This window comes from Glycomyces dulcitolivorans (assembly GCF_003265355.1).
Taxonomy (GTDB): Bacteria; Actinomycetota; Actinomycetes; order Mycobacteriales; family Micromonosporaceae; genus Glycomyces; species Glycomyces dulcitolivorans.
In genome coordinates this window covers 1-12,498 of record NZ_QFRW01000075.1, presented here as the reverse complement: position 1 = coordinate 12,498, position 12,498 = coordinate 1, and the positions used below count along the sequence as shown (strand labels likewise).

At 71.7% G+C, this 12,498-nt stretch carries 13 protein-coding genes; 6 read left to right on the top strand and 7 right to left on the bottom strand.

Annotation, left to right across the window (positions count from 1 at the left end; all coding sequences use genetic code 11):
• Positions 1-115 precede the first annotated feature (115 nt).
• The 4 genes from DI269_RS06395 to DI269_RS06380 all read right to left on the bottom strand — a co-directional run bounded on the left by DI269_RS06395 (position 116) and on the right by DI269_RS06380 (position 2,943).
• On the bottom strand, positions 116-1,444 hold the full coding sequence (locus DI269_RS06395) for an amidohydrolase family protein (protein WP_198667207.1): 1,329 nt from the start codon (positions 1,442-1,444) through the stop codon (positions 116-118).
• 80 nt (positions 1,445-1,524) lie between these two features.
• Positions 1,525-2,142, bottom strand: coding sequence for a TetR/AcrR family transcriptional regulator (locus DI269_RS06390; protein ID WP_198667206.1), 618 nt, complete (start codon positions 2,140-2,142; stop codon positions 1,525-1,527).
• 80 nt (positions 2,143-2,222) lie between these two features.
• Positions 2,223-2,534: a hypothetical protein gene (locus DI269_RS27660; protein WP_198667205.1), complete on the bottom strand. Its 312-nt coding sequence runs from the start codon at positions 2,532-2,534 to the stop codon at positions 2,223-2,225.
• Entirely contained in the window at positions 2,512-2,943 is a 432-nt protein-coding gene (locus tag DI269_RS06380) for a type II toxin-antitoxin system Rv0910 family toxin (protein ID WP_112134271.1), read from the bottom strand. Before DI269_RS06380 ends, DI269_RS27660 begins: the two co-directional genes overlap by 23 nt.
• 263 nt (positions 2,944-3,206) lie before the next feature.
• On the opposite strand from DI269_RS06380, the gene DI269_RS06375 reads away from it, so the two are divergent.
• From DI269_RS06375 to DI269_RS06365, 3 genes are all read left to right on the top strand, one after another.
• A complete protein-coding gene (locus tag DI269_RS06375; RefSeq protein ID WP_157974791.1) occupies positions 3,207-3,620 on the top strand; it encodes a pyridoxamine 5'-phosphate oxidase family protein in 414 nt (137 codons plus the stop codon).
• 104 nt (positions 3,621-3,724) lie between these two features.
• Positions 3,725-4,165: a universal stress protein gene (locus DI269_RS06370; protein ID WP_112134269.1), complete on the top strand. Its 441-nt coding sequence runs from the start codon at positions 3,725-3,727 to the stop codon at positions 4,163-4,165.
• Between the two features lie 67 nt (positions 4,166-4,232).
• On the top strand, positions 4,233-5,225 hold the full coding sequence (locus DI269_RS06365; RefSeq protein WP_112134323.1) for a 2-hydroxyacid dehydrogenase: 993 nt from the start codon (positions 4,233-4,235) through the stop codon (positions 5,223-5,225).
• 51 nt (positions 5,226-5,276) lie between these two features.
• On the opposite strand, the gene DI269_RS06360 is transcribed toward DI269_RS06365, so the two are convergent.
• A complete protein-coding gene (locus tag DI269_RS06360; RefSeq protein WP_112134268.1) occupies positions 5,277-7,655 on the bottom strand; it encodes a phosphoketolase family protein in 2,379 nt (792 codons plus the stop codon).
• 101 nt (positions 7,656-7,756) lie between these two features.
• Positions 7,757-8,398: a response regulator gene (locus DI269_RS06355; protein WP_112134267.1), complete on the bottom strand. Its 642-nt coding sequence runs from the start codon at positions 8,396-8,398 to the stop codon at positions 7,757-7,759.
• 212 nt (positions 8,399-8,610) lie between these two features.
• On the opposite strand from DI269_RS06355, the gene DI269_RS06350 reads away from it, so the two are divergent.
• Positions 8,611-9,051, top strand: coding sequence for a universal stress protein (locus DI269_RS06350; protein ID WP_112134266.1), 441 nt, complete (start codon positions 8,611-8,613; stop codon positions 9,049-9,051).
• 117 nt (positions 9,052-9,168) lie between these two features.
• Complete coding sequence (locus tag DI269_RS06345) at positions 9,169-10,395, top strand: GAF domain-containing sensor histidine kinase (protein WP_112134265.1); 1,227 nt, start codon at positions 9,169-9,171, stop codon at positions 10,393-10,395.
• Here DI269_RS06345 and DI269_RS06340 read toward each other — a convergent pair.
• On the bottom strand, positions 10,392-10,871 hold the full coding sequence (locus DI269_RS06340; RefSeq protein WP_112134264.1) for a response regulator: 480 nt from the start codon (positions 10,869-10,871) through the stop codon (positions 10,392-10,394). The two genes, DI269_RS06345 and DI269_RS06340, sit on opposite strands and share 4 nt — an antisense overlap.
• A gap of 205 nt (positions 10,872-11,076) precedes the next feature.
• On the opposite strand from DI269_RS06340, the gene DI269_RS06335 reads away from it, so the two are divergent.
• Positions 11,077-12,498: GNAT family N-acetyltransferase (locus DI269_RS06335; RefSeq protein WP_115509834.1), on the top strand; the 1,422-nt coding region annotated here is incomplete at its 3' end.

The following is a 12,498-nucleotide window of genomic DNA, read 5'->3' as shown; positions in this document are numbered from 1 at the left end:
CCGTTTTCGTTCCGACATGGCTTTGACCTGCGTTTGACGAGCCGTGTCTTCGGTCGCAGCAGCGGGGCGCACAGGGTCTGAGATCGGACATGAGGCGCCCGGTCGCATGCCGTCCTCAGTCGAGCCGACAAGAGGTCAGCAGAACGGACGGGCCGCCGGAGCGCCGAAGCAGGCCGTCCGCCGAGCGGGACAGCGCGTCGAGCACGGCGTCCAGGTCCACCCCGACCAGGCGGCCGTCGCGCTTGACCACGCGTCCGTCGACGAGGACGGTCTCGACGTTGCCGGTGTCCATCTGCAGGACGGCGCCCGGGGCGTGGTTGACCGGTCCGGCGTTGAGCGCCCGCGCGTTGAGCACGATCACGTCGGCGCGCTTGCCGGGAGTGAGCGACCCGACGAGATGGTCGAGGTGTGCGGCCTGCGCCCCGCCCAGCGTCGCCATCCGCAGGATGTCGCGGGTGGACACCGGCCGGACCTCAGCGCCGCCCTCTCGGGCGAGGTTCGCGATGCCGCCGCGCTGGAGCGTGTATGCCGCGCGCATCTGGGAGAAGAAGTCGACCGTGTGGATGCTGACGGCGTCGGTGCCGAAGCCGACCGGGACCCCGTGGTCGAGGGCCGGCTGCAAGGCGAGCCGCCCCATCCCCAGGGTCTGCTCGGCGATGCACGAGACCGACACCTTGGCCCCGGTCCGCTCGACGACATCCCAGGTCGACTCGTCCAGACCCAGGCAGTGGATGTACGTCAGCCACGGCCCCAGCAGGCCCTCCGACTCGAAGTCCTCAAGCAGCCGGCCCGTATGCACGTCGTTGACGTGCGCGAAGACCGGCAGCTCCAGTTCCCGTGAGAGACGGAACAGGTCGTCGTCGACGTGATAGCCCAACGCCAGGCCGACGAGCGGGCCGCCTCCGTGTTTCACGAGTCGCCGGATGTCGTCGGGGTGGGCATAGGACGGGTCGGGTTCGAACTCGCCGAACACCGGCGAGAAGCTGAACACGCAGCGGATGCCCGAGCGCCGGATCCCCTCGAGTGCGGCGTCGGTGTGCTCCGGGGTGTAGGAGCACTGGGAGGTGTCGACGACGGTGGTAGTACCCGCGGCCAGATTCTCCAGCGCACCGCCGAACTCGCCCCAGTAGACGTCCTCGGGCGCGTACTGGTGGAACAAGGCCCGGTCCCCGGCCCGTGACTGCAGGAAGTAGTCCGTCTCCAGCGCATCGGACCAGTACGACCGCAGCGCGGTCTGGAACATGTGGTGGTGGGAGTTCACGAACCCCGGCATCACGATTCGGCCCGAACAGTCCAGCACCTCGGCGTCGGCGTCCAGGTCCGACTCGACCGCGACGATGCGGCCGTCCTCGATCAGCACGTCGCCGGCGTCGAGATCCCCGATGTCAGGGTCCATGGACAGCACGGTCCCGCCACGCAGCAGGGTGCGGTCGGTAGAGGTCACGGCGACTCCGTTCGTAGTTCCCATTTTGGATACACTGTATCCAAAATGAAATGAGTCGTCAACGACCGCCCCGGACCGGCTCAGCCTTCGGCGTGCTGGTCGCGCGTCTGGGCGAGGCCCGCGAGGAGGAGGTCGAGCCCGAAGGCGAACTCCTCCTCGATCGGCATGGGCAAGAGGTCGGCCAGCGCGCGCGTGGCGGGGAACCGGGCGGCGTCGATCCGATGCAGGGCCGCGGACATCCGGGCTTCGTCGCGGGACTTCGCTGCAGGATCGGCAGTGAGCTGCATGGCGAAGCCGAGAACGTAGCGGGCCAGCGACGCATACGCGCGAGACGCCAGCGGCGGCGGAAAGCCGTGCGCCAGCAGCAATGCCAGGACGCGCTCGCGGTAGACGGCGGCGTTCGGCCCGGCCGGGATCTGCTCGGTCAGCAGGGCCGCCACGTTGCGATGCCGACTCAAGACCTCGAACATGCTGACCGCGGCCGTCCGGACCGCCTGCTGCCAGTGCGTCGCACCGGCCTCGTCTTCATCGACCTCGATCTCGCCGATGATGCGATCGACGACCTGGGCGACGAGGTCGGCGCGATTCTCGAAGTGCCGATACAAGGTGGCCGTACTGGAGCCCAGTCGCTGGGCCAGCAGGCGCAGCGACAAGGCATCGGCGCCGTCCTCGTCCAGGATCGTCAGTGCCGTCGTCAAGATCCGCTCCAGCGGAATGCGAGGTCGGCCCGGAGCCCGCCGCCCTGCGGCCGACGCCCCCGATTCGGTCGATGCCGTGTTCACGTTGCCAGTATGGCGGGTTTACGGCGGGACGCGCTCGCAGCCACCGCCGCGAGCGCCGCCACGGCGAAACTGAACACGATGCCCGCGGCACGGAGTCCCGCCGTCTGGGCGACCAGGCCTGCGCCGACGACGGGAATCGAGATCGCGATGTACGCCACGACGAAGACCGTGCCGGTGAGAGTCGAGAAGTGCATCTCGCGCTGGAACAGCACGTACAACGGGGTCGGCAGCGTCGTACCCAGCATCGTCACCGTGAATGCCGACGCCACGCACCAGAACGCCGCGTCAGGCGACGAGCGCTTCGACATTGCGCAGCGACGTGTTCAGCGCCCCGGTCAGGGAGCTCTGGAAGACACCGCCCATGGGGCTGTCGATCATCCCGCCGTCAACGCTCACCGACAGGTCGACCTTGCTCGCCGTGCCCATGTCGGCGATGCCGATCGCCAGCTTCAGGCTCACTCCGGCGCGGGTGATGCCGCTCATCTCGATCACGTTCGGAGTCTCGACCCTGTCGAACGTCCAGTCGATCGCGACGGGCATGTTCATCACGCGGGCGGCCGCCGTCGCGGCGTCTCCCTGCGACAGCGGTGCGGGGACCGCGGATTTCCAGGACTTGTGAATGGTGAGCCATTCGGCCCAGCGGAACGGATCCGCCATCACCTCCCAGACCTTCTCGGGACTCGCGCTGCAGGTGGCGCTGACTTCGACGGTACGCATGTGTTTCCCTTCCGACTATTTCGACTACACTGTACCCGAAATAACGAAGCGGTGCACGCGCACGAAATCCGAGGTCCATCGGGATCGGGTTCTGCATGGCCCCTACGAACGGCCCGGAGTGCTCTGGTCGGGATGCTGAGGGCCCAGTGGGATGCCGTCGAGTCGTTCTGCTGCAGGTCGGGACGTTGTTCCCCTTCCTTGCCCGACGGCCGCTGTTACCGTCGAATCAGGAGCCGGAGAGTGGGCCGTTGGGAGTGGTCGTGATGGACGAGCGGGTACCGGTCGAGCTGGATGCGAAGGTCGCGATGGGGCTGCTCACGCGGGCCGAGTTCGGGCGGGTGGCGTTCGTTGCGGACGGGCTGCCGGTGATCAGGCCCCTGAACCATGTGGTGTTCGAGGGTCGCATCATCGTCTTCACGGGCCGGGACTCGGTGTTCGCCGGGGCGGTCCGGGCGCGGCCGGGGTTGGCGGTGGCCTACGAGTGCGACGAGATCGAGGCCCACGGCCGCATCGGCTGGAGCGTCCTGGTCGCCGGCGCCGCCAGGGACATCACCGGGGAGCCCGGGGCCGAGCGCCTCGGCATGCGGGTGCAGTCGTGGATCGACCGGCCGCTGGACACGGTCATCGCGATCGTCCCGAGGGAAGTGACCGGGCTGCGCCTGACCGTCGGGTCCTGATCCTGCCCGCCCCGGTGACCACTGACCTGGAGGCCGGGGACCTTCGGCTCTGATCCCGATCCGCGCGAGCGGTGAGACTGGGGTTCGAGAGGAAGGAGCGGACCATGTCGAACCGCAAGCAGGAGAACGAGATCGTGGTCGGGGTCGACGGCTCGGCGTCGTCGCGGAAGGCGCTGGAGTGGGCGCTGAGGTACGCCTCGGCGCTGGGCCTGCCGGTGAAGGCCGTGCAGACCTGGCAGATCCCGATGAACTACGGCACCGCGGCCATGATCCTGCCGGCCCAGGAGTTCGCCGACGAGGCGCGCCGGGGCCTGGAGAAGACCGTGGACGAGGTCGCGGCCGAGTGGCCGCAGGTCCACGTCGAGCGCGTCGTCAAGGAGGGGCACCCCGCGAAGGTGCTGCTGGAGGTCGCCGACGGGGCGCACCTGCTGGTGGTCGGCTCGCGCGGGCACGGCGGGTTCGTCGGCGCGGTGATCGGCTCGGTGAGCCAGTACTGCGTCACGCACGCCCGCTGCCCGATCCTGGTCGTCCGCGGCGCCAAGTGACCATGTCATCCGAGACGGGGCGGCGGCGGCCGCCCCGTCTCCGTATCGTCTGGAATGGAGGTCCATGATGCGAGTGGCCGTGTTCAGCACGAAACCCTACGACGAGGCGTTCCTGCGCAAGGCGAACGGCGGCGCGCACGAGCTGGTGTTCCTGGAGCCGCGCCTGAACCGCGACACCGCGGCGCTGGCCGAGGGCTGCGCGGCGGTGTGCGCGTTCGTCAACGACGACCTCGGCGCCGAGACGGTGGAGGCGCTGGCCGCGCGCGGCGTGCGGTTCGCGGCGCTGCGGTCGGCCGGGTTCAACCATGTGGACCTGCGCGCGGCCAAGGAGGCGGGGATCGCGGTGGCGCGGGTCCCGGACTACTCGCCGTACGCGGTCGCCGAGCACTGCGCGGCGCTGGTCCTGGCGCTCAACCGCAAGACCCACCGGGCGTACAACCGGGTGCGCGAGCACAACTTCGCCCTCACCGGGCTGCTCGGGTTCGACCTGCACGGGCGCACGGTGGGCGTGATCGGGACGGGGAAGATCGGGGTGTGCTTCGTGCGGATCATGGCCGGGTTCGGGTGCCGCGTGCTCGCGTACGACCCGTTCCCGACCGAGGCGGCCCGGGACGCGGGCGCGGAGTACACGTCCCTTGAGGAGCTGCTGGCGGCCGCGGACATCGTCTCGCTGCACTGCCCGCTCACGCCCGAGACGCACCACCTGATCGACCCCGAGCGGATCGCGCTGATGCGCCCGGGCGTGATGCTGGTGAACACCAGCCGCGGCGCCCTGGTCGACACGGCCGCGGTGATCGAGGGCCTCAAGTCCGGCCGGATCGGGCACCTGGGACTGGACGTGTACGAGGAGGAGGCCGAGCTGTTCTTCGAGGACCTGTCCGACCAGGTCATCGGCGACGACTGGTTCGACCGGCTCAACGCCTTCCCGAACGTGCTCATCACCGGCCACCAGGCGTTCTTCACCGCCGAGGCCATCGCGGCGATCGCCGCGACGACGATCGCGAACCTGACCGCGTTCGAGGACCTCGGCGCCGGGGTCCACCCGGTGGCGCTCGGGTAGGGGAACGAAAGCGGGGCGGACCGGCCGGTCCGCCCCTTTCCCTTTGCCCCCTTAGAGTTCCAGCGGCCTGCCGGGACGCCAGTCGGCGACGGCGGGGTGGTCGACGCCCTGGCTGCGGGTGTGCTCGCGGCACTGCTGGCGGGCGTCCCACATCTCCTGGCGCAGGCCCGCGGCGTTCTGGCCCAGGCCCGGGACGCGGTCGATGACGTCCATGACCAGGCGGAACCGGTCGAGGTCGTTGAGCATGACCATGTCGAACGGCGTGGTCGTGGTGCCCTCCTCCTTGTAGCCGCGCACGTGGAGGTTGTCGTGCCCGGCGCGGCGGTAGGTGAGCCGGTGGATCAGCCACGGGTAGCCGTGGAACGCGAAGATCACCGGCTTGTCGGTGGTGAACAGCGCGTCGTACTGCCGGTCGGGCAGGCCGTGCGGGTGCTCGCTGTCGGGCTGGAGCCGCATGAGGTCCACGACGTTCACCACGCGCACCTTCAGGTGCGGGAGGTGGCGGCGCAGCAGGTCGGCGGCGGCGACGGTCTCCAGGGTGGGGACGTCGCCGGCGCAGGCGAGGACCACGTCCGGGTCGGCGCCGCCGTCCGAGGAGGCCCACTCCCAGATGCCCAGGCCCCGTTCGCAGTGGCGGACGGCCTCGTCCATGGTCAGCCAGGCGGGCGCGGGCTGCTTCCCGGCCACGACGACGTTCACGTACTGCCGCGAGCGCAGGCAGTGGTCCATCGTGGACAGGAGGGTGTTGGCGTCCGGCGGCAGGTAGACGCGGACGACCTCGGCCTTCTTGTTGACGACGTGGTCGATGAACCCGGGGTCCTGGTGGGAGAACCCGTTGTGGTCCTGGCGCCACACGTGGCTGGACAGGAGGTAGTTGAGCGAGGCGATCGGGCGGCGCCACGGGATCGAGTTGGTGGTCTTGAGCCACTTGGCGTGCTGGTTGAACATGGAGTCGACGAGGTGGATGAACGCCTCGTAGGAGGTGAACAGGCCGTGGCGGCCGGTCAGCAGGTAGCCCTCCAGCCAGCCCTGGCACAGGTGCTCGGACAGGACCTCCATGACCCGGCCGTCGGGCGAGAGGTGGTCGTCGCCGGGCTCGATTCGGGCGTTGAAGGCGCGGTCGGTGGCCTCGAAGGCGGCGCCGAGGCGGTTGGAGGCGACCTCGTCGGGGCCGAAGAGGCGGAACCGGTCGGGGTTGGCGGCGATGACGTCGCGGACCCACTCGCCCAGGACCCGGGTGGCCTCGGCGTCGGTCCCGCCGGGCCTGGCGACGGCGACGGCGTAGTCGCGGAAGTCGGGGAGGACGAGGTCGCGCAGGAGCATGCCGCCGTTGGCGTGCGGGTTGGCGCTCATGCGCCGGTCCCCGCGCGGCGCGGCCGCCCGCAGCTCGGGCGCCGGAGCGCCGGTGGCGTCGAAGAGGTCCTCGGGCCGGTAGGACCGCAGCCATTCCTCCAGCATCGCGAGCTGCGCCGGGTCCTCGCGGACGGCTCCGAGCGGGACCTGGTGGGCGCGCCAGGTGCCCTCGACGGGCTTGCCGTCCAGTTCGGCCGGTCCCGTCCAGCCTTTCGGGGTGCGCAGCACGATCATCGGCCAGCGCGGTCGCTCGGCGCTCTCGCCGGTGCGGGCGCGCCGCTGGATCTCCTTGATCGCCTCCAGCGCGGAGTCGAGGACGCCCGCGAGCTCCTGGTGGACGGTGTCGGGGTCGTCGCCCTCGACCAGGTGCGGCTCGTACCCGTAGCCGCGCATCATCGACAGGAGGTCCTCGCGCGGGATGCGGTCGAGGACGGTGGGGTTGGCGATCTTGTAGCCGTTGAGGTTGAGGATCGGCAGGACCGCGCCGTCGCGGGCGGGGTTGAGGAACACGTTCGACAGCCACGAGGCCGCCAGCGGGCCGGTCTCGGCCTCGCCGTCGCCGATCACGCACGCCACCAGGAGGTCCGGGTTGTCGAACGCGGCGCCGTAGGCGTGCATGAGGGAGTAGCCGAGCTCGCCGCCCTCGTGGATGGAGCCGGGTACCTCGGGGGCGGCGTGGCTGGGGACGCCGCCGGGGAAGGAGAACTGGCGGAACAGGCGGGCCATGCCGGCCTCGTCGAGTCCGACCGAGGGGTGGTGCTCGGAGTAGGTGCCCTCCAGCCAGGTGTTGGCGAGCATGGCGGGGCCGCCGTGGCCGGGGCCGGCCATGTAGATCGCGTCGAGGCGCCGCTCGGTGATGCACCGGTTGAGGTGGGCGTAGACGAGGTTGAGGGCCGGGCTGGTCCCCCAGTGGCCCAGCAGGCGCGGCTTGATGTGCTCGGGCTTGAGCGGCTCGCGCAGGAGCGGGTTGTCGAGCAGGTAGATCTGCCCGACGGTGAGGTAGTTGGCGGCGCGCCAGTAGGCGTCGATCTGGCGCAGGCGCGCCTCGGTCAGCGGCGCGGAAAGGGTCTGGTCCATGGCGGGTCCTCTGCTCGTGCTCGTTCGGACTGCCTCCAGCCTCGTCCGAGCGCGGGCCCGGAGGCAGGGCCGGAAGTCCCTTCCCGATGGGGCCAAAGGAGTCAGGAGAACAGGCGGGAGGCGAGGACGGCCGCCTGGGTGCGGCGTTCGAGGCCCAGCTTGCCGAGCACGCGGGTGACGTAGTTCTTGACGGTCTTCTCCGCCAGGTGCATCCGCTCGGCGATCTGGCGGTTGGTGAGCCCTTCGCCGATGAGTTCGAGGATGCGCCGCTCCTGCTCCGAGAGCGCCTCCAGCTCGGGGGCTCGCGGCGGGCCCGATCGCAGCCGCTCCAGGACCGCGCCGGTCACGCGGGCGTCCAGCAGGGACCCGCCGGCGGCGAGCTTGCGGACGCCGTCGACGAGGTCGTTGCCGCGCACCTGCTTGAGCAGGAAGCCGGCCGCGCCCGCCTCGATCGCCGCGAACAGCGTGGTGTCGTCCTCATAGGAGGTGAGGATGACGACGGCGATGCCCGGGTCGGTCTCCTTGATCTTGCGGCACACCTCGACGCCGTTGCCGTCGGGCAGCTGCGCGTCGAGGACGGCCACGTGGGGGCGGGCCGCGGGGATGCGGCGAATCGCCTCGGCCACGTCGGACGCCTCGCCGACGACCTCGATGTCGCCGTCGCGCTCCAGCAGTTCGCACAGTCCCCGCCGGACCACCTCGTGGTCGTCGAGCAGGAAGACCCTGATCTTCTCGGTATCCATCCTTCGAGTATGGCCGCCCTCCGCCGCGGCGCCACCCCGCCGAAGTCCGCACTGCAAGGGACCTTCGCCCCGTGCGGGGAGGGGACCAACGTCATGGGCGGGGCGGCGGCGCGCGGGCGGAGACCACCGGCACCGGCGGAGGGGACCTTCGTCCCTGATCCGGCGCGGCCGCTGCTGCGAGGCTGGAGTCCGAGAGAAGGGATGTGGTGACGATGAACCACAAGGATGGCGACGGCACGGTCGTGGTCGGCGTCGACGGCTCGGAGCCGTCCCGCAAGGCGCTGGAGTGGGCGCTGGAGTACGCCGAGCTCAAGGGCGCGCCGCTGCTGGCGGTGCAGGCGTGGCAGGTCCCGTTCTCCTCCGGGGCGGACGGGATGGTGCTCTCGGCGGCCGAGTACGCCGCCACCGCGCGCCGGGACCTGGAGAAGACCGTGGACGAGTTCGCGCTCGAACGGCCCGGAGTGCGCATCGCGATGCTCGCCGTCGAGGGGAACTCGGGGAAGGCGCTGGTCGACCGGTCCGAGCACGCGTCGCTGCTGGTGGTCGGCAACCGCGGGCACGGCGCGCTCGTGGGCGCCATCATCGGATCGGTGGGCAAGTACTGCGTCACGCACGCCCACTGCCCCGTCGTGGTCGTCCGCGGCGCCGAATGAGCCGGACGGGACGGGTGCGCCCTGTCGTCCGCTTCTCGGGGCGGATCGGCCGGGCGTGTTCGAAAGCGGCTCCGCTCAAGGCTTGCGATCCTGAAGGGACTCGCTACGATCAGGAGCATGGCCGATTCGAAGCCGTCCCATTCGCGCCCTTCCGGTCGGCCCGCGACTCGCACCCCGATCGACCAGCTCTTGAATGAGCTGGCCTCTCGCGTGGACGAGATCGTCATCGACAGGGAGCGGCTGCGTGCGCTGCTGGATGCGGTGATCAGCATCGGCTCCGACCTGGAACTGGCCGCGATCCTCGACCGGATCGTCGCCGCCGCGTGCAAACTCGTCGACGCGCGGTACGGCGCCATGGGCGTCCTCGACGGCGCCGGCGGCCTGGCCGACTTCCGCACGCAGGGCCTGAGCCGCGAGGAGATCGAGGCCCTCGGCGACCCGCCGACCGGCCGCGGCATCCTCGGCCACATCATCGACCACCCCGAACCGCTGCGCCTGATCGACCTGTCCGCGCACCCCGCCTCGGTCGGGTTCCCGCCCGGGCACCCTCCGATGCGGACGTTCCTCGGCGTCCCGGTCACAGTGGGCGACAAGGCGTGGGGGAACCTGTACCTGACCGACAAGGGCGGCGGCGAGCTGTTCACCGAGGACGACGAGGCGATCATCCAGGCGCTCGCGGCCGCGGCTGGCGTCGCGATCGACAACGCCCGCCTCTACACCGAGCTGGCCGCCTCCCAGGCCGAACGGGAGCGCCTGGTCGTCTTCCGCGACCGCGACCGCATCGGCCGCGATCTCCACGACCTGGTCATCCAGCGGCTGTTCGCGACCGGCCTCCAGTTGCAGAGCATCGTGCACCTCGTCGACGAGCCCGAGGCCGCGACGCGGATCAACTCGGCGGTCGACGAGATCGACGGCGCGATCGCGGACCTGCGGGCGGCGATCTTCAGCCTGCACACCGACTCCGACAAGGCGTTCTCGGCGACCGTCCGGGGCCTGTGCGGGGTGGTGCGACACCACCTGGGGTTCGCCCCGCAGGTGGAGTTCGAGGGGCCGGTGGACCGGGCGGTGCCCGAGCTGGTGCGCATCGAGGTCCTCGCGATGCTCCGCGAGGCGCTGTCCAACACCGCGCGCCACGCGAAGGCCTCGCGCGTGACCGTCTCGATCGCGGTCGACGCGGCGGTGCTGCGGATGCGGGTGGCCGACGACGGCTGCGGCATCCCGGCGCAGGCCCCGCGCCGGGGGCTGGCCAACCTCGCCTCGCGGGCCGCCTCGCTGGGCGGGGAGTTCTCCGTCGGCGCGGTCAAGCCGTCGGGGACCGAGCTGACCTGGACCATCCCCGTCTAGTCGTCGGCGGCGCCGCGCCCGGGAGGGTCCTGCGTCCGCCTCCGCGACCACGACCGCAGCCGGCCCAGCACGGCGCCGGTCATGCGCTCGTCCAGCAGCGAGCCCCCGGCCGCGACCGTCCGCACCGCCCCGACCAGGTCGATGCCCCGGACCCGCTTGAGCAGGAACCCGGCCGCCCCGGCCTCGATCGCGGCGAACAGCGTCGCATCGTCCTCATCGGAGGTCAGCACGAGCACGCCGACGGACGGGTCCGCCGCGCGCACCCGGCGGCACGCCTCGACGCCGCCGCCGGGCAGCTGCGCGTCGACCACCATGACGTCCGGTCGGGCCGCCAGCGCGCGGCGCACCCCTTCGGCGGCGCTCGCGGCCTCCCCGACCACCTCGATGCCGTCCTCGCGCTCCAGTAGTTCGCGGAGCCCCCGTCGGACCACCTCGTGGCCGTCGAGCAGGAACACGCCGATCAGTTCGCTGTCCATGCCCCGAGTGTCGGCTCCCCCGCCGCCCCGCGTCATCTCGCCGAAGTCCGCTCCGCAGAGGACCTTCGCCCCGGGGGCGCGGGCAGGGACCAACGTCCCCGCGCGCCCGGGCATTCGGCACTGTCGGGGAGGCGCCCGGCGCCCGACGATCGAGGCAGGAGCGGGGAGAGGCCCCCGCCAGAGGACACCGCCGCAAGGAGACGACATGAACCTCCACCTGCCCCCGCCCGCCGACGCGCTCGACACCGACGGCCGCATCGTGCGCATCCGCCCGGTCGAGCGCGCCGACCTGGACGCGCTGATCGCCATGCACGAGGCCTGCCCGCCCGCCGACCTGCGCTACCGGTTCTTCGGGACCGGCCGGGGCGTCCTCTCCATCGAGGCCCGGCGGCTCGCCGCCCTCAACGGCACCGGCAGGGGGGCCGCGCTCCTCGTCGAGGACGACGGCGCGATGCTCGGCGTCGCCTCGTTCGAGCGCTTCGACGACCAGCCCGACCGCGCCGAGTTCGGGGTCCTGGTCGTCCCCGGCGCGCAGCACCGGGGCGTGGGCACGCTCCTGCTCGAACACCTCGCCCTGACCGCGGCCGCGGCGGGCGTCAAGGAGCTGTCCGGGCAGGTCCTCGGCGGCAACTACAAGATGCTGCGCCTGGCCCGGCGGCTGGCGCCGGGCGTGCCGATGCCCTACGCGGACGGCGTGGTCGACGTCGTGCTCACCGCCGACCTCGACGAGCGCTTCGCCGAGGACGTGGCCAGGCGCGAACGGGCCGCCGAGCACCTGTCGCTGCGCCCGCTGCTGGACCCGACCTCGGTCGCGGTGGTCGGCGCGAGCCGGTCCGGGCGCGGCGTCGGCGCCGAGATCCTCAAGTCCATCGTGGACGGCGGCTTCGCCGGGGCGGTCCGCGTCGTCCACCCGGAGGCGGCCGAGATCGCCGGCGTGGCGGCCGCGCCGTCCTTCGCCGAGCTGCCGGCACCGGTCGACCTGGCGATCGTCGCCGTCCCGGCGCCGCAGGTCGCCGACGTGCTGCGCGAGGCCGGGGAGGCGGGCGTGCCCGCGGCGGTCGTCGTCACCTCCGGGTTCGCCGAGACCGGCGACGAGGCGGCGCAGGCGGCGCTGGTGCGCATCGCCCGCGCCCACGACATGCGCCTGGTCGGCCCCAACTGCCTCGGGATCGTCAACACCGGCCGCACCGTGCGCCTCCAGGCGAGCTTCGCCGCGGAGCCGCCCGCGCCCGGCGGCCTGGCCCTGGCCTCGCAGTCGGGGGCGGTCGGGATCGCCGCGCTCGCGCACGCCACCCGCACCGGTCTGGGCGTGCACTCGTTCGTCTCCCTGGGCAACAAGGCCGACGTGTCCGGCAACGACCTGCTCTCGTACTGGTACGACGACCCGGACATCAAGGCCGTCGCGCTGTACCTGGAGTCCTTCGGGAACCCGCGCAAGTTCGCGCGCCTGGCCCGGGCCGTGGCCCGCCGCAAGCCGGTCCTGGCCGTCAAGGGCGGCCGCTCCGAGCCCGGACGGCGCGCGGGCAAGTCGCACACCGCCGCCGCGGCCACCCCGGACACCGCCGTCGACGCGCTGTTCGCCCAGGCCGGCGTCATCCGCTGCGACACCCTCGAACAGCTCCCGGAC

What these genes read in the sequence shown, in the direction of transcription:
- DI269_RS27660 (WP_198667205.1), bottom strand. Translation starts at nt 2,534, where the DNA reads ATGTCGAAGCGCTCGTCGCCTGACGCGGCGTTCTGGTGCGTGGCGTCG.
- DI269_RS06380 (WP_112134271.1), bottom strand. Translation starts at nt 2,943, where the DNA reads ATGCGTACCGTCGAAGTCAGCGCCACCTGCAGCGCGAGTCCCGAGAAG.
- DI269_RS06375 (WP_157974791.1), top strand. Translation starts at nt 3,207, where the DNA reads ATGGACGAGCGGGTACCGGTCGAGCTGGATGCGAAGGTCGCGATGGGG.
- DI269_RS06370 (WP_112134269.1), top strand. Translation starts at nt 3,725, where the DNA reads ATGTCGAACCGCAAGCAGGAGAACGAGATCGTGGTCGGGGTCGACGGC.
- DI269_RS06365 (WP_112134323.1), top strand. Translation starts at nt 4,233, where the DNA reads ATGCGAGTGGCCGTGTTCAGCACGAAACCCTACGACGAGGCGTTCCTG.
- DI269_RS06360 (WP_112134268.1), bottom strand. Translation starts at nt 7,655, where the DNA reads ATGGACCAGACCCTTTCCGCGCCGCTGACCGAGGCGCGCCTGCGCCAG.
- DI269_RS06355 (WP_112134267.1), bottom strand. Translation starts at nt 8,398, where the DNA reads ATGGATACCGAGAAGATCAGGGTCTTCCTGCTCGACGACCACGAGGTG.
- DI269_RS06350 (WP_112134266.1), top strand. Translation starts at nt 8,611, where the DNA reads ATGAACCACAAGGATGGCGACGGCACGGTCGTGGTCGGCGTCGACGGC.
- DI269_RS06345 (WP_112134265.1), top strand. Translation starts at nt 9,169, where the DNA reads ATGGCCGATTCGAAGCCGTCCCATTCGCGCCCTTCCGGTCGGCCCGCG.
- DI269_RS06340 (WP_112134264.1), bottom strand. Translation starts at nt 10,871, where the DNA reads ATGGACAGCGAACTGATCGGCGTGTTCCTGCTCGACGGCCACGAGGTG.